The sequence below is a fragment of the Chitinophaga barathri genome, from assembly GCF_003807585.1.
Classification (GTDB): domain Bacteria; phylum Bacteroidota; class Bacteroidia; order Chitinophagales; family Chitinophagaceae; genus Chitinophaga; species Chitinophaga barathri.
On the sequence record NZ_RMBX01000001.1, the window covers coordinates 815,105 to 836,805 of the forward strand.

A 21,701-nucleotide genomic window follows, 5' to 3' on the forward strand; every position below is an offset into this window, starting at 1 on the left:
TAGTCGATAATATCATTGCCGGCGATGTTGTTTCACTTGCACCAGGCTCACGCATTTGGATGGCGCGAGGGTGAGGCCCACTTCATCTATCACCACGTTTTTGCTGAACGTGAGGCCGATACAATAGGAATAAAAATCCGTGTTCTTTTTTCCTGTTTCGTCCGAAGCCTGTGCCGTGGTTTTTTCCCCGTTACACAGGTATTTCCGGACGAGATAATAATAATGCGTATTAAAATTGGCGCCATTGGCAATAGCCTGGAGCCGTGTTTTAAAATCATCGTTCAGCGCCTGCCCGCCTGCGTTCGGGTCCACCAGGCCAATATCCGTCAGCGGCTCGGTGATGCTCAGCACGGTGTAGACCGGCACGGGGCTTTTGTCCGTCTGCAAAGCCACCGTGTACCTTCCCGGCGAACGGTAAGTATAATAAGCGTTCCGGCCTTTTGCGTCCACGCGGCCCGTTTCCCCGAAGGACCATTCGAATATATTCGCATCACCTTCCGCTTCCAGCCGCAGTTGCATCCCGGTCACCCCCGCGGTAGGCCCTGAAATACGGATGCTGTCTGTAAGGGGCAGCGGCACGGTATCTTTCACGACTACGGCAAACTGCTGTTGTAATTTATTGTCTACCGTAAGCCGCACCAGGTAAGTGCCGGACTCCACAAAACGGTAATAACCGCTTTGCTCCTTCGATTTGCTGCCGTCTCCAAACTCCCACTTCCATTCGGAAGCGCCCGGCGTATTGTCCGTATACACGAGGTTTTCATTCAGGAATATTTCATTGCGCAGCAGGTGGGCATTGATCTCCCGGTTGCCCATCAGCAGCTTGACCAGCAGGAAAACCACCGCCAGCAAAAGTACGGCGAGAGTGATGTAGAGATAGATCCGGTTCCGGTTGTCTGTACGTACGGCTTTATGCTTCGTAGTTCCTTCCATTAATCTTTATCAGTTAGGTTGTTGGCGGTTGCGGTTGATGAAAGCTTCCTGGAGGCCGCGCTGCGAAAGCTTGCACTGCTCCAGGTCCTGCTCCAGCTTTTGGATGTTCCGGTAATTGCCCCTGAGCTCTTTTTTGTCATAAAAGAGGATTTCCAGCAGCTGTGCTTCCTGGCTGAAGGTCTTATACTTCAGGTCATGCGCCTTGCGCTGGTAAGCTGCTTTGATGCCCGCAATGGAATTCAGGATGTCCGATTCGAGGAACAGCGCGGTGACGGTGGGATCGAATTCCATGATCCTTTTATAGGTGGAGTCCACGGCAGGCTGCACCTCCGCGACGGCCTGCGCAAATTGTTCCTCTTCCAGTATACGTTGGGAAAGTTTTTCTTTCATGTTGCCCGCGCCGTGGTTGCCCGCGCCAAAAAGCAGCCAGGCCAGCAGGCCGGTGGTGAGGAGGGTCAGGATGAACAGGAAAATAAACTGCTCCTGTCTTTCTTTGATGCTGAGGTGCGCCATGTAGGATATGCTTGGTCTGGGAAATGAATGAACTTAATAGCGGTTCAGTTTTTTGATCGCATTTTTGGTAGCCATCCCGCAGGCATCCAGCTGCTGGCGAAGGCTTTCCGTACTGAAACGCGTCTGCGAAAGGGAATCTTTCAGGCTGGCAAGGGCTACCACCTGCCGGGTCATTTTTCCGTACAACTCATGACCTGGCGCGGTTTCATCACGATTGGCCTCCAGCAGGCCACGCACACGGTTGTTTTCCACCTGCACACCATTGATCAGCAAAGCCTGGTTGCTCAGTTCACGGGCATCCGCATTCACATACTGGCTGAGGGCCCGTAGTTTATGCAGCACCTGGTCGAAACGGCCGGTAAGCTCTTCACGCTGATACGCCTGCTGATCATACAGCCGGGCCTGCGCGGATAACAGCTTCAGCTCCTGCCGGGCGGTCATAAAAAAACCGGCGGCGCACATCACCACGAACAGGATGAGTACTACAAAATGAATGATGAAGTTAAAATATCCCTTATTCAGTTCATGCTGATTGACAGGCTTCATAAATCATGGTTTCAGGCTTTCGGATACGGCCAACGTTTTGGGTAACCGGGTTATACAATCTGGAACAACGGGCGCATGGCTTTTTTCTATATGGTTTATTCTCTATGGTCTTTATACTGCGCGTACCAGGCTTTTCATATTAAGGTTAACTAATATGCTATAATCTCCCGTTGTTTCCGAAGATACAAACAAATATTATGCTGGAAAATGAATTTATCGCGAATTTATTTAGATTTGAATGAAGTAACCCGTTAACCGCATGAGTGCCATATTTTATAAAAAACCTTTCGATCTCCGGCGGCTGTATGCCAATCAGCCCCTCGAAACCTGCGACACAGGCATTTCCATCAGCCAGCATATTGAACTGATCATTTTTTCCCGTTTCGGGGAACATCGTTTTAACCCGGACTTCGGCTGCGAGATATGGGAGCTTGATTTTGAACTGATCGTCAATGAATCGATGTGGGAAGATAAAATGGCGCAGAGCATCAAACGGAGTGTGCGTGAGCAGGAGAACAGGCTGACCGGTGTGGATGCTTTTCTGAAAGTGGAAGATGTGGAAAAGGTGTTTCCCCTGCGGCGAATCACGGAGATCAAGAAAAAAGCGGAAGTGACCGTCACCGGGAAGCTGGCCGCCACCGGCGAAAACTATGTATTCACCACGGCACTTTTTTTGAGCCCGCTGTCATCTGAATAATATGCAGTTTCCATTACACTATACATCCCGGGAAGACATCCGGGCGCGGATGATGCAGAGCGCCGCCGAGTTCTGGGGCATCCGCTCCGTATCCGAGCTGGACCCGATGGTGCGCCTGCTGATAGAAGCGCTCAGCGCGGAGCTTTACAGCCTGGCAAACGATCTTCGTAATACAGAGCAGCGCCTGCTGGGCAAGCTGGCCTCCCTGCTTACGCCGGACCTGCTTACCGCTCCCCTCCCCGCTCATGCGCTCATGCAGGCCAACCCGCTGGACGCTTCAGAAACATTGCCCGATCATACGCATTTTATATACGGCCCCAAAAAACAGGGCAGCACCGCCGCCGCGCAGGACGTGTTTTTCACGCCAGCCGTACCCGTGCGCATACATGATGCCCAGGTACAATACCTTGCTACGGGCAACCGGCTGTACCAATACGACCTCAAAAAGGGGAAAATATTGCAGGCCGCCGGATCAGGTTTTCTTCCCAACCGCAGCGTCTGGCTTGGGATACGCGCCAGCAGCGGTATTACGGGAGAAGAAAAATTCCCTTTATATTTTAACTGGCCGCATTTCAATTTCGACCACGAATATTATAAACTGCTGGCACTCAGCGAATGCGCCATCAATGGCAAGCCTTTGCAGGTGGAACCAGGTTTTCCGCACAATGAAGAAGAACTCTCCACCACGCGCGGAATGCTGAATAAAACCATCGCGTTCGATACCATGCCGGTGATCATCCGCGATGTCATGGAATATTACCGCGATCATTTCCTGGCGGTGCCGGTCAATATGCAGGAACATGAACCGCTCCGTTACCCCCCTGAGTTTCAGCCGGTCTTTACCGAAACGGACCTCGGCAAATTGCAGGACCCGCTTATCTGGCTGCGGATCACCGTACCCGCTGCATTGCAGCAGCCCCTGCTGGACAATATGGACGTGTACCTCAATACCTTCCCCATACTGAACCGCAGGCTGCATAAGATCAAACACCGCTTCAGGGGCATCGGTAATATCATACCCGTGAAGCCGGAACCGAATGAATATTTTTTCGGGGTTCAGCAGCTGACGGACAGTAAAGGCAAACAATATCATCCCGTATCGTACAACGACGGCGCGGCGCAGGAAGAAGATTCCTATTCAGTGCGGCTGGGCGGCGCCGAGCGTTTCGACAGCCGGAATGCGCGCGAAATGATCGATTATCTTTTTGAGTTGCTCCGCGACGAGAGCGCGGCGTTCTCCGCGTACGGTTATGATTTCCTGACGGACATACTCCGGAATCTCCGGCAGAATATTGCGCTGGTGGAGCAGAAAGCGCGGCACAGCCTTACCGACATGACAGAATCCACGCGTTATGTGATCGTGAAACCGCAGCAGGCCGTGGAAATAATGTATCTCGAATACTGGACCACCCAAAGCGAAGCGGCCCATCAGCTGAGGAGCGGTTTGCCTTTGACACAGTTTGAAGGAGCGGGCACCCGGGCGGATTCGCTGCTACTGTTGAGCAGGCCCACCGGGGGACGAAAGGCTGCGGACCAGGGGAACTTATTGCAGGCGTATAAATATGCACTGATGACGCGGGACAGGATCGTTACCGAAGATGATATCCGGAATTTCTGCAAACATGAGCTGGGACAGCGCTTGGCTGCGGTGAAAGTGAAACGTGGGGTGATGGTGTCTGTGCATCCGAAAGAAGGCCTCAAAAAAACGACAGACGTCTATATCACACAAGCACCCAATCATCCTTACACACCAGAGGAGTGGGAGCTTACCGGGAAACAGCTGTTGCATAAACTGACTACACGCAGCGGCGTACAAGCCAGTTACCGTATATTCCTGGAATAAGTTCCGGCGGGCCGGCATGGCTAGTCCAGCAGACTCCAGGAACTGCGCACCCTCGTTTGTTCCACCAGCTTTTGTTCCGCCACCACGATATTTTCCTTCCGCTGCCCGATGAACTCGAGGCTGGCAAGTTTGTTCCACAAAGCCGCAAGCACCTGCATACAGCTGTTTACCTGCTCCATGGAGTTCCGGATATTATAATGGTCGTACACCACATCGATGGTGCGCATGAGAAGGTCTTCGAAGTTGCCGGGCGTTACGTCTTTCCATTCGTAGAAATATTTCAGCATCTCTTCTTTTTCGCGTGCGCCGGGGAAATGCAGGGAGGTATGAAAGATGTGTGCGAGATTGGAAAAACAGTTCACCAGCATCACCGGCGGCTGCTGATGCACCATATTCCGGTAAGAGAAAAATATCTGCGCAATATAGTCCAGCACCCGTTCCGCCAGCATTTTAATATTGATCGCCAAGGGCGTGCGGCTGTCCCGCGCGGCTACCTTTTCTATGATGCGGAGGCTGCTGATCTGTATTTCATTTAATAAGATGCTGAAACGCTCGTAATACCTGATCAGACCGGGATGGCTGATGACGGCCGCCGAAGGCGGAATGTAGAGGTCATTGACCGTAGTACGTCCGTTCTGCCGGGTGAGCTGCCCGATTACCAGGTGATGCAGGCCCATTTCAGCCGCTTCCACCTGCGCTACCGGCAGCATGTTCAGTTCATAATGATTGGCGGCATAAGGATGCCTGGGAGGCGTTTCTTCAGGATCGGGTACGCCGGCAGGCACACGCTCGTAAGGGTTCATGGCCAGTACAATACTATAATGGACGGCCACACCTTCCGCTTCCTCCTCCCCTGAAAAAGTGAATTGTTTAACCAGCTGATGATCATACTCTTCCGGCATAAAATGAAACCGCGCCCCGCCGGAAGTAATGGCGTTGCAGTGCCGGAGCCGTACTTCTACCTGGCCCGCCATCCGCTCGGTGATCTCAAAATCGCAGGACAGGCGCTGGCCGCGGTATGGAGGTAATAATCCAAAGTCGTAGCTGCGCAGGAAAACGGACGCAGTATCGCGCAGGGTGTCTGTAAAATGGTTTTCCGTATCGCTAAACTGGCGGCGGGAAATCTTCATTCCATCCACCCAGTTCACAGCATGGTGCTTAACAGGATATAACATAACAATTCTATTTCAGTGTGTATATCTCAGAGGATCACCACTCTGTCTTCCCCCGCGGCCTCGTGCTGCAGGCGGGTAACCCTCCTTGCGAAAATCGTGTATTTCTCCCTCACCTGGTTTTTCTCCACCGTCAGCACCGGGTCTATAAACTGTTTTCTCCTGAAAAAAGATGGCTTCAGGTAAAATATCCAGCCGTAGGCTTCTCCTTCTTCGGAGCGGTAATGAATGCCGTTGCGCGGGAATTTCAGGTTATAATCGTCGATGAATTTTTTGAACCATTCCCCGAAATTCATATCCGGCGGGGCTTTCACCTTTACCTTTAGGGGCGACGGGTCCGCCGCGCCTTTGAACAGCTCCACCTCCAGTACTTTCAGCTTGTCCAGGTCCACATCGTACATGTCCAGCTGCGGGGCCTTTTCGGGGTAATACCAGACGGAATAGATCTCCGGGGGAATACCCGTCATGGCGATATACGCCCACCAGAACACCGGCGGGATAAAAAACGCCAGCATCGAGGTGCCTGCCAGCCAGCCATACTCCAGGTTATTGAAGCGGCCGAACACCAGTTGGAAGAGGTAAATGCCGAGCAGCCCCACGATCAGCCCGAAGAGGACCAGCATACCTTTCCGGTCCGTCAGCGCTTCCGGCATATGCCGGTTGAGCAGCACAACAGCAATAATACCCAGCAACAGGTATGCCACCTGTGCGAGAATATAACCCCAGGGCATAAATTGAAGCCCCAAAGCGCCTAAAAAACCGGGAATTCCAAGTATGAGGCCGGTTAACAACAGGGTGACCACCAGGCGGCGGCTGCCCATGATACGGTTTTTCCTGTTCAGCACCACCATTACCGCGGCCATAATAACAGCAATAAGCGGGAACAAAATATAACTGACGAAGGTCGATTTTACATCCATAGTTTTATGGTCACAACAATGAAACAGGAAAATACGGAATAAACGCAAACATATTCCGGTAAAGGGTTAATTTTCCGGTAAGTTTACCGGGACATTACCGGGTGCAAGGGTACAAAATTAAGCGATTATCAGATATGGAGAACACCGGACCATTTAATCTCAATAATTTTGAAACGGATTACAAAGCATCCGTACTGGCGGCAGAGCTCGTGGAAGCGGGCTTTGACGTGGAAGACATTTTTATCTGGCCCTCCGGCAACAGCCGCCGCAACTTCGCGAAAGATGTGCTGAACGTGGAATGGTTCACACCGGCGGGTGGCAACAAACAGCTCCTTTGCATCAGGAGCAGCCGGGAAGGCCTGTATGACATGTTACCCGAAGGCCTCTTTCACCGGTCCGTACCCTACTCCTCCACCCGCACCACCGAAGAGATCATAGACCAGATCAAACGGCACAAACAGGAAGAAAAAGACGCGCGTAAATTTTTCCTGCCGCTGGAAGCAGAAATCAACCTGTTCCGCATTCTCATTGAGCTGCGTGAAAACAAGATCGACAAAAAAAATATCTACGACGATCTCATCCGCATCTTTCATCCCGCATGGGAAATATTTTCCCTCCTGGATCAGCAGCAGGCCAACATTTTCCTGCACATGATCCCTTACCTGCACGAAACCAAAGGCGATATGGATAAACTCGCCAACATCACTTCATTACTACTGCAAATGCCCGTCAATATTGATATCCGGACGGCTCTTCCCGGCACGGCTGCTGACTTCATGCAGGGCAACCGCGCAGGCGAATGCACATTGGGCGTTGATATGATCTGCGGCGATTCTTTTACGGAAGGAGATGAGGAGATCGTTGTTACAGCAGGCCCCGTTTCAGCACTGGAAGCATTACAATTATTACCCGGCAGCCGCTTCGAAAAGATCGTGCAATGGCTGGTGGCCTATTTTGTGCCTGCTGGCATGGAAGTACGGCTCGAATCCGTGATCAGGGAAGAAGAAAGAGGCATGATACTGGGGAGCGAAAGCGCGATGGGATATACTATGCACCTGGTTTAAACGACCACAAACTCAAAAAGCTTTCAGCATACACTGAAGGCTTTTTGCAGCGAAACGATATGTTTCTCCTGTACTTACCGCGGCATTTTACTCATATCCATATACAGCACATTCCAGCGGTGGCCGTCCAGGTCCGCAAATACACAGCCGTACATCCAGCCCTGCATCTGCGAAGGTTTGTGATCGCTGGAACCGCCGGCCTCAATGGCTTTTTTCGCCATTTCGTCCACTTCTTCCTTGCTTTCCGCATCGACAGACAACAATACTTCACTCTTTTGGGAGTTGGCGATATCCGTGTTTGTAAAACCTTTGAAAGTCGGTTCGTCAAACAGCATCACCACCACGCCTTTTTCTCCGAGCAGCAGGCTCGCGGAATTGGGTTGGTCGCCATACTGGGTGTTGAACTGAAAACCGAGTTTAGCAAAGAACTCTTTTGATTTTTTGACATCCTTCACGGGAAGGTTCAGCCAGAACTGTTTCATATAGTTTGGTTTTAACCGGTGAATCAACTGTTTTTTTCGAGGTAGTCGTCCAGTCTTTCGAAACCTTCGGAGAGGCCCTGTTCCATACCGGCCTGTACCATGCCGTCGCGGTCTGCCACGGAACGGAATACGGACTGGATGATCAGTTTGGTACGGTTGCCGGGAAGCGCTTCAAAAATAGAAGTATCCAGGCTCACATGGCCTTTTTCGGGCAGGCCTTCGAACTCAAACGTTTGTATCATCCTTTCGGGAAAGGTCACTTCGTGAACAGCGCCGTTAAAGGCGTATTCATTGCCGGATCCATCCGCATGAATGTAGCGGTAAGAGCCGCCGGTCTTCATGTTGTAATGATCGATCTTCATTTCGAGGTTGTGGGGGCCGAGGAACTGCGACACGATTGCGGGGTCTGTAAATGCCTTGAACACCAGTTCGCGGGGGGCTTCGAACTCGCGGATAACAAAGAGTTCCTGTTTGCCTGGTTCGGCGGTTACTTTAGTTTGATTTTTTGTTTTCATGGCTTTTATTTTTTGTTTTGTTTTTGCATGTCGATCAGAATTTTATCCAGCTTCTCGAAGCGATGCTGCCACAGCTGCCTGAAGTTTTCCAGCCAGTCGCTTACTTCATTCAGTTTTTCCGCCTGGATATAACAATACCGTTCCCTTCCCTGCTGGTTGATCACGATCAGGCCGCATTCGGTCAGTATCTTGATATGTTTCGAAATCGCCTGCCTGCTCACGTCAAAGCTGTCTGCCACGGCGTTGGGCGTAAGGCTTTGCTGTGCGATCAGGTTAATGATCTCCCGGCGGGTAGGATCGGCTATGGCCTGGAATACATCACGTCTCATTTTTGTAAAGGTTTTAATTTCGCAATCGTTCGGTTGCAAATATAACTGCAATCGTTCGGTTGCGCAAAATTATTTTTAAAGAAAAAGCCCGGAAACAAATATTTCCGGGCTTAAACAATTATAATTCAATCGGTTAATAAGCTATATTTTCAGCGCAAAGCTCGCCCCGAAGGACCGCAGCGCCTGTGGTTGCCCCCAGGGACCCCAGTATTGTTGGTTCGTCAGGTTGTCCAGCTTCAGCCCTACCCGGAACGAGGGGTGTTCATAAAACAGCGTGGAGCTTACGATAAAATACGACGGTAATATGAGCGTATTCGCATCATCAAAGAAACTCTCGCTCACATAATTCGCGCCGGCGCCTATACCGAAACCTTTTACTGCGCCCTGCCCTATTCTGTAGCTCAGCCAGCTGCTGAATGTGTGTTTCGGCGTGCTGTACGGGCGTTTACCCTCCAGGTCTTTATCAGCCTTCGTGTATTCGCTTTCGTTATAGCCGTAACCGAGCATAAGATTCAGGTTGCTCAAAGGCGAGGCCGTTATTTCCGCTTCTACCCCCTTGCTGCTTTGCGTGGCATCCTGCACCTGGAAGGTGGGGTTGTTGGGATTTGCACGCAGCTTGTCATTCACGAGGATGTCGTAATAACTCAGGGATGCGGAAACACGGTTCTCCCATATATCCGCCTTGATGCCGCCTTCATATTGATAAGCCTGCTCCGGCTTGAAGACTTTCCCCTGTTCATTTTTAGCGCCGGTGTAATTAAAGCCGTTCTGATAGTTGCCGAACAGCGACAGTTTATCTTTCACCAACTGATACACCACACCAACTTTGGGAGAGGCTTTCATTTTTTTGTACCCTTCGTAAGTAACACCGGCTGCGAGATCGCGGTAACCTTTGTCGTTATAGGCATCCAGGCGTACGGACAGCATAACGATCAGCCTGTCGGTAAGATTGATCACATCATTGAAATAAACGCCATAGTTGTAGATCTTCTGATCGCCGGGAAACATCCCCAGCGTGTCCAGCGCATTTTTCAGGTTGCCTTTGGAAATGTAAGTACCGCCGGGCTGTGTATAATCAATCGTATCGTATGGAGTGGAAATATAATAATTCGGGTCCTGCGCATACTCTATTGCGTCAAATCCGATCAGCAGGCGGTTGCGCATGGAGCCGATATGAAAATCGCCGTTGAAATTCTGCTGGAACTGTACGGTGTGATAGCGGTCGCTCAGCATCGCAACGCTGCGCGCCATGCGGGTATTGTCCAGGATGGTGGGGTTCATAAAATACTGCTCAGGGGCATCCACGCCATTGTAGGTGAACAGCGTCTGGGAAGTCCAGCTGCTGCTGATGCGGTAATTCGCCTGGAGGAAAACATTGTAGTTGGTCAGCCTCGTGTCCACATCATTACTGGAGTACGAACGTTTGTAATCCAGTTTTAATTCGGAAAAATCTTTAATACCCAGCTGGCTGCCGTCAATGATGTTGTAATTGACGATGCTGGAAGTATTGCGCTGGTATAGTTCCGCATCCGCCAGCACAGTCAGGCGGTCATTCACTTTATATTTAAAGCTCGGCGCGATAATGTAGTTCTTTTCATACCCCATATCCTGGAAGCTGCCCTGGCCATGAAATGCCGCATTTACACGGAGAAGCGCCCTTTTGTCTTCCGTAAGCGGGGTGTTGATGTCCGCCGAAAGCCTGTTCAGCCCATAACTACCTGTATTATAGGTGATCTCCCCACGGAAAGTCTCCATCGGTTTTTTGGTCACCCTGTTCACCAATCCGCCATAGGACACCATGCCGGTGCCAAATAATGTACCAGACGGGCCTTTGATCACTTCAATATGGTCAATGTTCACCGGGTCCACGCCCGAATACTGGTAAGCTCCCACTCCATTGCGGATAAAGTTACCGGTAATAAAACCCCGGATGAATGTATAAGGCCGGCCATTGCCCGCCTGTGCCAGTGTAGTGGTACCGCTGGCGCCACGGAGGGCTGTTTTGTAATCCACCACCATTTGTTCTTTCATCAGCTCGCTGGTGATCACCGTGTATACCTGCGGGTTCTCCAGGTTTTCCAGCGACATTTTGGCTACATACTCGCTTTCTTTGGTCGCAAATTTGTTCGCGCCCGTGGTCACCACAAACTCCCTCAGTTGTTTATGGGACAATTTCAACTGCAATACCAGCTCCGAGGTTTTATCCCCCTCCACCGCTACGGCCTGCTCAATCGTTTCATAACCGGTCAGCGACACCTGGAGGATATATGTCCCTTCTTTCAGCTTCCTGAATTCAAATTCACCGGATCTATTGGTGGTGGTACCTTTCCCGGTGCCTTTGATCAGCACGGTGACTTCCGCGGCCGACTGGTTATCATTCGTCGTTACTTTCCCTTTTACCGTACCTGTTTTATCTGCATCGTCATGACCTAAAACCACGACTGAAGTGCTAAAAAGCGCAAGGAACAGGAATGTCAGTATTTTGTATAACTGGTTCATAGTTTCCAATTTTGATACGCAAAGTTACCCGCGCCCGTGCCGGGTAGTTTCCCGGATCGGGAAATTGATTTTCCAATTCGGGAAAATAAACGGTGAGCGCCACCGGGAAAACGCCTACCGGTTTACCGGAAGAAACGATATCTTTAATACACAAACTCTCTTGCACGTATGACCCTGTCCCGCAGACATTTCCTCACCCTCCTCCCCGCCGCTCTCGGCGCAGGCGTTTGGCTGAAAGCCGCCGCCCAGAGTGAAGGCAGCATCATGACCGTCACCGGTGCGATCAGCCCTTATATGTTAGGCCCGGTGCTGCCGCATGAGCATATCATGGTGGATTTTGCAGGGGCGGATAAAATAACGCCGGGCAGGTACCAGGAAGAGGAGGTTTTTAATACCGTGCTCCCCTATCTCAAAAGCCTGCGGGCTGCCGGTTGTAAAACAATGGGGGAATGCACGCCCAATTTCCTGGGCCGTGACCCATTGCTGCTAAAGCGGCTGTCTATTGCTTCCGGGCTTACCATCATTACCAATACGGGCCTTTACGGCGCGGGCGCACATAAATACCTGCCCGCTTATGTGCAAACCTCGACTGCGGAAGAACTGGCAGCCATGTGGATCAAGGAATTCAGGGACGGGATCGGGGACACGGACATCAGGCCGGGGTTTATCAAAAGCGGGGTAGACAAAGGGCCGCTGACGGAATCGCAGCGTAAACTTGTACATGCGGCGGCGCTGACCAACAAAGAAACCGGCCTCGCCATCTGGATACATACCGGCGACGGGGCGGCCGCGCTGGAAGAAGCGGAGATCATCCAATCCAATGGCGGGCGGATCGCGTCGTACACCTGGGTGCACGCGCAGAATGAAAAAGACCTTTCCATCCACGAAAAACTGGCGAAAGCGGGCGCGTTTATTTCATTGGACGGCCTTAGTCAAAATTCCGCGGAAGATTATATTTCCCGGCTCAGTTTTATGAAAAATAAAGGACTGCTGCAACAGGTGCTGCTTTCCCACGATGCGGGCTGGTATCATGTAGGCGAGCCCGGCGGCGGCAAATTCCGCGATTATAATTTCCTCTGGACCAGCTTTATCCCGATGCTGAAAGAAAAAGGATTCACGGAGGAGGATATACGCCGACTTACGGTCATCAATCCTTCCCGCGCGCTGACGATACATCCTCCTGCCCGTAAATTACTGGCGATGCCGTCCTGATCATTTCACCACTACCAGCTCCTTCCCGGGAAGATCCACGGTGATGCGGGAGCCCATCCAGTTGATCCACATGATGCCGTCATAGATCAGCCCATCTACGAAGAAGGCGCGGAAATTCGTGACCGATACCGCCGGCGCGTTGGGTACCGCCAGCTTCGCCACCTGGGCGCGGTAGGATTTGGACGCAAAAGAAGCGTTCATCTCGCTTTTACGTTCTGTGGAGTCCGTTGGCTTCAGGCCCAGCCTTTGCAGGTATTTTGAATTGAACTTATACACGTCTTTACCCGCCCCGCTGTCCAGGCAAAGCTGGAGGGTGAGCGAGTCATTCACCCTGAAATAAGCGAAAATGTCCAACGCTTTGCCGCGCGACTGCTGCAGTTGCAAGGGGATACGTTCCCCGGCCATACGTGCGTTGGAAAGAGATCGTTCGGTTTCGAGCACCAGCTCCTTTTTGGTAAAATCGATGGTGAATGGTTGCTGTTCAAATAGTTTCATGGACAGGATGCCGTCGAACCCGCCGAGGTTGATGTCCATAAAACTTACCTCGTCTTCCGCCTTTTGCAAAGCGCCCAGCTGGAAATTGTAGACCTTATACAGGTCAATGTCCAGCCGCTCGGCGGTAGCGCGGAAGGCCGTAAAACTGCCGTCCAGCTTTACTTTGTGCGGAATCTTATCAAAAAACGTCTTGGTGAATACGGTGAGGCCCGCGCCGGTGTCCAGGATAAAGTTCCCTTCCACCCCGTCCACTTTCGCTTTGATAGTAATATGGCCCGATTCCAGCACCTGGATGGGCACCTGGCCGTAGGTTGCCAGGCAGCAGATAATTAAGTTGGCGAGAATAACGAATTTCCTAAGCATGGTATTTTCCTTTCCTTAAAGATAAATAACAAAATAATAACCTCCCCTTCACATACCGGTCATATCCCTTTTTTACTCTTGCGCCATCTAAAAACCTATATGATTCATGCGTATGAAATTAAAGCACCTGTTACCAATTGCGGCCATGATTGCGTTTGCCGCCTGCTCCAAAGATGATAAAAACCCTGAGACCGCAGAAGACCCGGCTACCTTCGATGAAATCGGCACTATAGACATCGGCGGCGCCGGCGCTGCGGAGATCAGTGCCTACGACCCCGCCACCAAACGCCTGTTCGTGGTAAAAAATGACGGCACCAATATGATCAAGATCCTCAACCTGGCCGATCCCGCTCACCCGGTGGATCTGAACCAGGACGTGCTTACGAACAGCGGCGCTGTAAACAGCCTGGCCGTTCACAATGGTAAACTCGCCGCCGCCATCGAGGCTACCGATAAAACGCTGCCTGGCCGCGTGGTGGTTTACAATACCGAGAACATGAGCGTTCTCAAAACCATTCCCACCGGTGCTTTACCGGACATGGTGACTTTTTCCCCCGATGGTAAATTTATCCTCACCGCAAACGAAGGCGAACCAGCCACGGATTATTCAGCAGATCCTATCGGCACCGTATCCGTGATCAGCGTAGATAACAACTACAGCGTGGTGAACCTGGACTTCAACGGCTTTGCAGGTCAGGAAACAGCCCTGAAAGCAAAAGGTTTCCGCGTTTTCGGACCTACCGGCTTTGCGCAGAACATCGAGCCGGAATATATCACCGTAGCCCCCGATTCAAAAACCGCCTGGGTTACCCTGCAGGAAAATAACGCCATTGCAAAGATCGACCTGGCCACCAAAACCATTACCGACATCTTCCCGCTTGGCTTTAAAGATTATAATACGGACGCCAATGCGGTGGACCTTTCTGATAAAGACAACACCATCACTTTTTCCAAATCCCCGGTAAAAGGCATGTACCAGCCGGACGCAGTCGCTGTGCTGCAAAACGGAGCCGGTATCCCTTACCTGTTCACCGTAAACGAAGGCGATGTGCGCGAGTGGGATGCATACGCTGAAAACGTGCGTATCAAAGACCTTCAGCTGGACCCCACCGCTTTCCCCAATGCAGCCGCGCTTAAAGCGGACGCAGCCCTGGGCCGCCTGTACGTTACCAAAACCCTTGGCGACCTCAATAGTGACGGCCTCTACGAATCACTGTATTCCTTCGGCGCCCGCTCCTTCTCCGTTTGGAACGGCAACACCGGCGCCCTGGTATTCGACAGCAAAAACGAACTGGACGTAAAAGTAAAAGAAACCGGCATCTATGAAGACGGCCGCAGCGACGACAAAAGCATTGAACCGGAAGGCATCACCCTGGGCACCATGGGCAACAAAACCATCGCATTTGTAGGCATGGAAAGAGTGGACGCCGTGGCCATCTACGACGTTACAAGCCCCGCGGCGCCTGTGTTCCTGAAGATCGTAAAATCAGGCGATGCCCCGGAAGGCGTACTGTTCGTGGATGCTAAAAACAGCCCGAACAAAAAGAGCCTGCTGATCGTGAGCAGCGAGGACGATGGCGTGATCAAAATTTACGCCCCGAAGAACTAAATATTCCCTGACACTTATAGACAAGACCGGCTCCGCCACCTGCGCGGGCCGGTTTTCTTTTTTTGATTACTTTAGCGGTTCACCCGTTTCGCCATGTACAAACTGCTGTCTACATTACTGTTCACCTTTTTTATGGCCAATGCCATTGCACAAAACACTATGCGCCCGCTGGATTCGCTGATCGTCAAAGACGAACCTGCCTGGCCGATCGTAAAAGGCTGGATAGATTCCGCTACGAACAAAGTTCAGGTGCTCCCCGCCGATACATCCAAATCAAAAAACGCGCTGTATGAAACGCAGGTGACCACCCGCTCCCCCATGGGCGCGGTTATCTACCACACGGGCGGCATCCTGGTGGACAATGGCTGGATACGCATACTCGGCTCAGGCCATAAGAACCTCAGCCGTTCCCTGCCGGACTGGAACAAAGGAAGATCATACCAGGAATCCGGGGAAAGGCCGCTTTTTATGCTGGTGGCGGATGATGCCATCGGTGGATTTTTCGCGATCAATGGCGGCAAGTTTGGGTTCAACCAGGGCAATGTATTTTACCTCGCGCCGGACAACCTGCAATGGGAAGACCTGGAGATCAACTATACAGACTTTCTCCTCTTCTGCTTCAGTGGCGACATCAAAGGTTTTTACGAAGGGCAGCGGTGGGAAGGCTGGGAAAAGGATGTGCCCAAACTCGGCACCAATAAAGTATATAGTTTTACGCCTGCCCTGTGGCTACGGCCTGAACGTGAAGAAGGACAGCGCGCCAAAAAGGCCGTACCGGTAGAAGAACAATATAAAATCATGATGGACATGCGCAAAAAGCTGAAGCTGGAGTAACCTGCTGACATACTGCTGTCACCAACCCGTATTTTCTTTGTAGTATCATAAAAACCTGACAACATGCAACAAACCGCAACTGCCGCTCCCATGGTTTATTTAATGCAGAATTATGTGAATTATAACCTCTGGGCAAACGAACGCCTGATTACCTGGCTGCGTACCAAACCTGAAGATGTAGTAAGCCGTGAAGTGCCTTCCAGCTTCCCCAGTATCCAGAAAACGCTGGTGCATATCTGGCAGACGCAGCGCTACTGGCTGTCTATCCTCCGGAAAGACAACGCCCCGCAGACCTACGACGAATATACCGGCACCCTGGAAGATACCTACGACGGCATCCTGGAACAATCACGCGAGCTGGCGGACTTTATCGGCGCCATGAGCCCGGAAGCCATCCACGATACCACGCTGATCGTAAGCCCCTGGTTCCAGTCGGATTTCCAGAACTTTGAATACATCATCCACACCGTGACGCACAGCACCTATCACAGAGGGCAGATCACAACCATCGGGCGCAACCTTGGGTTTACCGATGCGCCGATGACGGATTATAACTTCTATAATGTGAATGGCAAAAATTAAGTTTACAGCATCTGCTTTTTTACGGACCCGTGATTAATACCGAACTTCCCCTCATGAATATCACCAGGTATACATCCGCGCACCGCCAGGCCTGCATCGATATATTCGAAAGCAACCAGCCCCGGTATTTTGCGGAAGAAGAAAAGCCCGGCTTTGTGCAATGGCTGGACGATTACACGGATGAGAACCCATATTTCGTGGTAAAAGAAAATGATGAGGTGGTAGCCTGCGGCGGCATTTTCCTGGATGGGGAGTTGAACGAAGCAGGCCTTGCATGGGGCATGGTACGTGCCAGCCATCACAAGCAGGGGTATGGCAAACAATTTACGCTGTACCGGCTGGCGCTGCTCCGGGAAACCTGGCCCGGTTCGGTCCATAAAATAGAAACCTCGCAACACACGGAAGGGTTTTATGCAAAAATGGGATTCCGTACCGTTGCAATAGAAAAGGACGGCTTTGCCGCAGGTATTGATAAACATATCATGCACCTGTCTCCAAAGCCGTCCGGGTAATTCAGGTATAAATACGCGGGGCAATCTACGCTGAATGAGGGACATTTGGATAACAGTTAATCCCAGGTTATGATATCCCTCAAAGCGATCAAGTTCAATCACAGCAGCGGCTCCTGCAATACGGACGCGCTGACGATCCGCAGGAACGCCACGCAGGCGGTGAACGTTCCCGAATGGGTGGACGGGGTGAGCGTAAACCCCGAAGACTCCCCCGCCGCGTACAGCATTGCGGACACCAATGGCAACACCCTCACCATCCAGGCACGTTTCCAGGGCAGCAACCCGGAAGTGACACGCATCCAGGTACGCGCCCTGGACGCGGTGACGGACCCTCCCGGCGAAACCGGCTGCGCGGGTTTTATAGCGAAACTTATCCGCCGGTTTGTAAAAGCCATCGTAGGCAATGTGCTCGGCGAAGTGCAGGAACGATGGGTGGACCTTACCGCCGGCGACTCCGGCTTCGTATCTTTTAATCTCATCAACACCAATCTCGCAAATGCCCGCGTGAGCAAACGCGTCACCGAATGGCGCTGGCAATACCGGGTGAATACAGGTGATCCCTGGCAGGAACTACGCCATACCTCTCACCGCATTTATGTAGTACTGCGCACGCCCACCCTGCCATGGGTACAAACCGCGGGCAGCACCCAGCTGCCCTGGACGGAAGTGCTGGACTTTGCCTGCGACTGGGGCATTCTCGCCGCTGACATAGACGAAGCCGCCACCAAAGTAACAGAGCGCGTGTACGCCCTCGGCCCCGGCACGATGGCTTACGACTGCCCCGGCGGCGGCAGCACGCATTACGCACTGGGCAGCTTTGACTGCACGAAATTCCTGGAGCTATTGCGCGGAGGCCCCGGCAACGGCGACCTGGTGAACTGTACGGATTGCGCCACCATTCTTTCTACCTTCGCAAACATACTGGGCTGCGATCTCTGGCAGAGCCGCATGGAATTTGGGTTTAAACTGAACCCGTTCATCGCCATCGGTTACAGCGCATGGTACCCCGGCTGCAGCAACTGGGGAGGCACGTCCTTCTCCTACCACGAAGTAGCCTGGAAAGGCGGCTGTACCTCCTCGGACGCGGTGTTTGACGCATGCCTCCAACTGGATTCAGACGCCACGCCCGGCAGCGCGCCGCATTCACCCATGCTGGCCACCAATATGGTGTTTGGCAACTGCACCACCCTGGGTTACCGGCTCCGCCTTTCGCCCAATGTAACAGACGGGTGCAGCAACTGCAACCCCGCTCCCGCCACGCGGAAAAGAAGGGCGCTTATTTAATTCTTAAACACACAACACAATGGCACAAACATATCAACCCGGTAAGTGGAACGTCACCAAAAACCTGTTCATCTGGCAGTTCAGGCTCGGCGGCAAGGAGCTGCCCGAATGGACGCTGGCGGAAATGAAAACCAACCAGCATTTCCGGGAGTACCCCATACAGGAGTATTACTGGCAGCAAAAGGAAAAAAATATAATGGTGAAGATAGACGTGATACCCACCGCCTCGTGGAAAGAAGCCCAGGAAGTGTTCCAGGGTATGCTGCAGGAGCACATGATCCTGCAACTGCCGACAGTGCCGGATAAAATGGCGCTGCTGGGTGATGTCGCTTATACCGGCCCTTCAGGCGAGATCCGCAACCTGCTTTTCCTCCGGGCAAATATGATCGTCCGGCTAAATAGCATCGGCCCCGAAAGAGTAGCAGTAGGTCACCTCGCATTTGATATGGACAACCTCTTCACCCGAAAAAACGAGCCGGGCGAACGTAAAACAAAACCCGAGATCAGAAGCTTTGAAGCAGGCCGGGGTGAAACGCCCGCCGGCGAACCCGTGGCGCTGGAGGTACGCGCGGAAGATCCGTTGCAACGCCCTTTATGGTACCGTTTCACAGCGGACAACGGCGAGATCGCGCAGCAGGAGAACAGCCTGATATTCACCGGCGAAAAAAGCGGGGAAGGGAAAGTGACGGTACAGGCTGTGAACATGGAAGGGGATGTGGATGAAAAAAGCATCACGATCAAAGTGCTTTAAAACAGGATTTCAGCAAAAAATACATCCATAAAAAAAGGGCCGGTTTACCACACCGGCCCTTTTTGTTGATCGCAATAGAGCAAAAAGCTTCCGAGATAATTAGTTAGTGCGTGCATTCATGAAAACCGTCACTGGCCGGGTAGCTGAAGAGGTTCACCAGTCTCCAGCGGGCTTTGTACAGACCCAGCGATGTGTTTTTATACACCACCGCTCCCGCGATGTCGATGACTTGGTCCGTTCTCCAGGTTTCCCCGCCTACGCCGGTAGCGCGGGCAAGAATGGTGGCATAACCGGAAGGGCCGGAAGTAACGGATTTCACGGCGCTCTGTGTTTTTTGCAGGGCGAACGCGCCGGTCACTACGTTGAACTTATAAATATGCCCTGAGTTCGTCAGCCAGAGGTCCGTGGTACTGCCATGTACGGGGAACAGGTCGTGGGCGTTGCCCTGGGGCATGGTCCATGTTTTTTTGAGTGTCAGGGCCGGGCTGCGGCAGCTGTTGTTGTAAGAATATACGCGGATGATGTTTTTCCCCGCAGCGTACAATTGCTGGCGCGCATGGTCCCACACGACGTTGTGTACGTCGGGGAAGGCAATGGGGCCGGTCTGGGCCGACTCATCGTTGATATAGGTATCCGTTACGAATATCTTCAGGTAACCGCCGGTAGTGGAAGCGGTCACGATGTTGCCATTGGGCAGCAGTTCCGCGGAGTGCGTATTGCCTCCCGCATAGTCATACCAGATAGCCTTTTTCGAGCTGATGTTGATCAGCGCCACACCGCCGCCGGAGGCGGTGGCCAGGATGTAATTGTTATTGTACACCAGTTTGGCTTCGCTCAGGTTGGAAAACCAGCCCTGTGCGCCGCTGCGTATCATGGCATAAGCGGCGTTCGCCTTCCATTCCCAGGTGATGGCGTTGCCATTGGCAACGTCTACCATAATAATGCGGGCATTTTTCTGATCACAGATGATGATCTCTTTTTTGGCGGCTGCTTCGGCTTCCGCCACGGATTTTGTATCGATTTTCTCAGAAGAAGGTGTTACAGGCTGACTGTCTCTTTTGCAGGACAATACCATCAAAAGAGCGGTAACAACAAATAGTGATCTCATGGGTGGAAATGGTTTAGGGTGGAAAACGAGGGTTTAAAAACGGTAAAAGGAAGCGGTCTGCTGCATTAACGGGAACAGGATGAATTTACAGAATTTAATCTAATTAAAGAAAATATTAATTAATTGTAACCTTATTTGAAACGTTTCATAATTCGAAATGTTTCATTTTGAAAAGTGGTGAAGCCACCCAGCCTTACCTCGCCTTTTGCCTGTTTTTCACCGGCAGACGGGTTGCATGCCGATAGTTACGGCCTTGGGTTCGCCTTCAGACCGCCTTTAGACCCCTTCTTCACGGCCTCATAACGGCCTTACAACGGCCTTCCTCCCGATCGCTCGGCCTTACCCCTCCGCTGATGTTTCAGCATCTGGTATTATTTTACCATTCTTCTCTTCCCGCTCTCCTATACCTCTCGTATACGTATCCTATACGTACCGGATACCTTGGATATAGGGGAATATAGCATCATTCCGCGGCCGATGAAGTATAGATACTCCATGGATACTCCATGGATACTCCTAGGATACTCCTAGGATAGTGTATGGGGAGTGAATTCGCCTTTTGTCATGAGCATGACAATTGGCGTCTAATAGTAGTGATAGTGTAGTAGTAGTGTAGTCTAATAGCAGTCTAATAGTAGTGTAACAGTAGTAATAGTGTAATCGTGGTACTGTTGTCTTGTCCTGAAAAAACTTTACAGTGGGGTATTTTGTCCTGGCAGGACTTTACAGTCGATGATTTTATCCTGCTGGAGGTTTACAGGGGTTGTCAATAATACGGATTTGGATTGACATAAAAGCGGGCTGTGCTGATTGCCCTGGTGGACCATTTGTGGTGTACGCATTGCGCAAGCCCTGTGTATCCTGACCTGGTTGTACAAATGGATGGCTTGGTGTGTGGCGGCCACTGCCTGTGCATAATCCTGGAAAGTCTTGTCCAGTCCCAGTTCTGATTTCAGAATGCCGTTGACTCTTTCGGCAATGGCATTGTCATAAGGGCTGCCAGATTGGGTCATGCTGATGCGTATGCGGTGGTCGGTCAGCACAGTTACATAGGCATCACAGCAATACTGGATACCGCGGTCGGAATGATGGATCAGTGGGTTGCCGGCAGCAGCTTTGTTGTCCTTGATCGCCTTTTGCAGGGCGCTGAGGCATCCTTTGACCTTGAGTTGCTGGCTGAGGTGATAGCCTACAATCTTGCGGGAGCAGGCATCGGTCACCAGGGACAGGTATAGAAACCGGGCCGGGGTCCGCAGGTAGGTGATGTCGCTGACCCAGAGTTGTCCGGGTAGCTGTGGGCGCCAGTTTTGGATCAGGTTGGGCCATTTTCGGTAGTGATGGCGGGAGTGAGTGGTGTACACGTATTTACGGCTCTTTTTGACCAGGAGGTTATGGGCTCGCAGCAGGTCAAAAAAACGGTCCCGGCCGATGGCCAACC

The 21,701-nt window shown here is 51.8% G+C and carries 22 protein-coding genes; 10 read left to right on the forward strand and 12 right to left on the reverse strand.

Annotation, left to right across the window (positions count from 1 at the left end):
* Positions 1–12 precede the first annotated feature (12 nt).
* From EG028_RS03030 to EG028_RS03040, 3 genes are read right to left on the reverse strand one after another with little or no spacing between them, the layout of a single operon-like run.
* Positions 13–933: a PKD domain-containing protein gene (locus EG028_RS03030; protein WP_120514564.1), complete on the reverse strand. Its 921-nt coding sequence runs from the start codon at positions 931–933 to the stop codon at positions 13–15.
* A 9-nt stretch (positions 934–942) separates the two neighbouring features.
* The gene (gene tssO / locus EG028_RS03035) at positions 943–1,446 is read right to left on the reverse strand and encodes a type VI secretion system TssO (RefSeq protein ID WP_120514565.1); all 504 of its coding nucleotides are present in this window, start codon (positions 1,444–1,446) and stop codon (positions 943–945) included.
* A 33-nt stretch (positions 1,447–1,479) separates the two neighbouring features.
* The gene (locus tag EG028_RS03040; protein ID WP_120514566.1) at positions 1,480–1,992 is read right to left on the reverse strand and encodes a hypothetical protein; all 513 of its coding nucleotides are present in this window, start codon (positions 1,990–1,992) and stop codon (positions 1,480–1,482) included.
* A gap of 259 nt (positions 1,993–2,251) precedes the next feature.
* Between EG028_RS03040 and EG028_RS03045 the strand changes: the two genes are divergently transcribed.
* Positions 2,252–2,689 (forward strand): GPW/gp25 family protein, encoded by a 438-nt coding sequence (locus EG028_RS03045; protein WP_120514567.1) that lies wholly within the window; start codon positions 2,252–2,254, stop codon positions 2,687–2,689.
* Position 2,690: 1 nt separating this feature from the next.
* A complete protein-coding gene (locus tag EG028_RS03050) occupies positions 2,691–4,532 on the forward strand; it encodes a type VI secretion system baseplate subunit TssF (RefSeq protein ID WP_120514568.1) in 1,842 nt (613 codons plus the stop codon).
* 20 nt (positions 4,533–4,552) lie between these two features.
* On the opposite strand, the gene EG028_RS03055 is transcribed toward EG028_RS03050, so the two are convergent.
* Positions 4,553–5,707 (reverse strand): hypothetical protein, encoded by a 1,155-nt coding sequence (locus EG028_RS03055; RefSeq protein WP_120514569.1) that lies wholly within the window; start codon positions 5,705–5,707, stop codon positions 4,553–4,555.
* 26 nt (positions 5,708–5,733) lie between these two features.
* The gene (locus EG028_RS03060; protein ID WP_123864536.1) at positions 5,734–6,624 is read right to left on the reverse strand and encodes a TssN family type VI secretion system protein; all 891 of its coding nucleotides are present in this window, start codon (positions 6,622–6,624) and stop codon (positions 5,734–5,736) included.
* A gap of 134 nt (positions 6,625–6,758) precedes the next feature.
* Here EG028_RS03060 and EG028_RS03065 point away from each other — a divergent pair, with 134 nt between their 5' ends.
* The gene (locus EG028_RS03065; protein WP_120514571.1) at positions 6,759–7,688 is read left to right on the forward strand and encodes a type VI secretion system baseplate subunit TssG; all 930 of its coding nucleotides are present in this window, start codon (positions 6,759–6,761) and stop codon (positions 7,686–7,688) included.
* 74 nt (positions 7,689–7,762) lie between these two features.
* On the opposite strand, the gene EG028_RS03070 is transcribed toward EG028_RS03065, so the two are convergent.
* The 4 genes from EG028_RS03070 to EG028_RS03085 form a co-directional block, all read right to left on the reverse strand.
* Positions 7,763–8,170 (reverse strand): VOC family protein, encoded by a 408-nt coding sequence (locus tag EG028_RS03070; RefSeq protein WP_120514572.1) that lies wholly within the window; start codon positions 8,168–8,170, stop codon positions 7,763–7,765.
* 23 nt (positions 8,171–8,193) lie between these two features.
* Positions 8,194–8,685, reverse strand: a complete 492-nt coding sequence (locus EG028_RS03075; RefSeq protein ID WP_120514573.1) for an SRPBCC family protein — start codon at positions 8,683–8,685, stop codon at positions 8,194–8,196.
* A gap of 5 nt (positions 8,686–8,690) precedes the next feature.
* Positions 8,691–9,014 (reverse strand): ArsR/SmtB family transcription factor, encoded by a 324-nt coding sequence (locus tag EG028_RS03080; protein WP_120514574.1) that lies wholly within the window; start codon positions 9,012–9,014, stop codon positions 8,691–8,693.
* A 141-nt stretch (positions 9,015–9,155) separates the two neighbouring features.
* Positions 9,156–11,513 carry a TonB-dependent receptor gene (locus tag EG028_RS03085; protein WP_120514575.1) on the reverse strand — a complete coding sequence of 786 codons (2,358 nt, stop codon included), beginning with the start codon at positions 11,511–11,513 and terminating at the stop codon, positions 9,156–9,158.
* A gap of 168 nt (positions 11,514–11,681) precedes the next feature.
* Here EG028_RS03085 and EG028_RS03090 point away from each other — a divergent pair, with 168 nt between their 5' ends.
* Entirely contained in the window at positions 11,682–12,725 is a 1,044-nt protein-coding gene (locus EG028_RS03090; protein ID WP_120514576.1) for a phosphotriesterase family protein, read from the forward strand.
* Here the strand turns inward: EG028_RS03090 and EG028_RS03095 are convergent, their stop codons facing one another.
* A complete protein-coding gene (locus tag EG028_RS03095) occupies positions 12,726–13,583 on the reverse strand; it encodes a pepsin/retropepsin-like aspartic protease family protein (protein ID WP_120514577.1) in 858 nt (285 codons plus the stop codon). It lies immediately after the preceding gene.
* A 106-nt stretch (positions 13,584–13,689) separates the two neighbouring features.
* On the opposite strand from EG028_RS03095, the gene EG028_RS03100 reads away from it, so the two are divergent.
* The 6 genes from EG028_RS03100 to EG028_RS03125 all read left to right on the forward strand — a co-directional run bounded on the left by EG028_RS03100 (position 13,690) and on the right by EG028_RS03125 (position 19,155).
* Positions 13,690–15,192 carry a choice-of-anchor I family protein gene (locus tag EG028_RS03100; protein ID WP_244939845.1) on the forward strand — a complete coding sequence of 501 codons (1,503 nt, stop codon included), beginning with the start codon at positions 13,690–13,692 and terminating at the stop codon, positions 15,190–15,192.
* Positions 15,193–15,285: 93 nt separating this feature from the next.
* Positions 15,286–16,026: a DUF2625 domain-containing protein gene (locus EG028_RS03105; protein ID WP_206614339.1), complete on the forward strand. Its 741-nt coding sequence runs from the start codon at positions 15,286–15,288 to the stop codon at positions 16,024–16,026.
* Between the two features lie 63 nt (positions 16,027–16,089).
* Positions 16,090–16,608: a DinB family protein gene (locus EG028_RS03110; protein WP_120514578.1), complete on the forward strand. Its 519-nt coding sequence runs from the start codon at positions 16,090–16,092 to the stop codon at positions 16,606–16,608.
* A gap of 53 nt (positions 16,609–16,661) precedes the next feature.
* Complete coding sequence (locus tag EG028_RS03115) at positions 16,662–17,120, forward strand: GNAT family N-acetyltransferase (protein ID WP_120514579.1); 459 nt, start codon at positions 16,662–16,664, stop codon at positions 17,118–17,120.
* A 69-nt stretch (positions 17,121–17,189) separates the two neighbouring features.
* Positions 17,190–18,404: a hypothetical protein gene (locus tag EG028_RS03120; RefSeq protein WP_120514580.1), complete on the forward strand. Its 1,215-nt coding sequence runs from the start codon at positions 17,190–17,192 to the stop codon at positions 18,402–18,404.
* 19 nt (positions 18,405–18,423) lie between these two features.
* The gene (locus EG028_RS03125; protein ID WP_120514581.1) at positions 18,424–19,155 is read left to right on the forward strand and encodes a hypothetical protein; all 732 of its coding nucleotides are present in this window, start codon (positions 18,424–18,426) and stop codon (positions 19,153–19,155) included.
* A gap of 103 nt (positions 19,156–19,258) precedes the next feature.
* On the opposite strand, the gene EG028_RS03130 is transcribed toward EG028_RS03125, so the two are convergent.
* The gene (locus EG028_RS03130) at positions 19,259–20,263 is read right to left on the reverse strand and encodes a DUF6528 family protein (RefSeq protein ID WP_123864537.1); all 1,005 of its coding nucleotides are present in this window, start codon (positions 20,261–20,263) and stop codon (positions 19,259–19,261) included.
* Between the two features lie 692 nt (positions 20,264–20,955).
* Positions 20,956–21,701, reverse strand: a 746-nt coding sequence (locus EG028_RS03135; protein WP_185096808.1) for an IS3 family transposase, incomplete at its 5' end; no start/stop codon positions are given.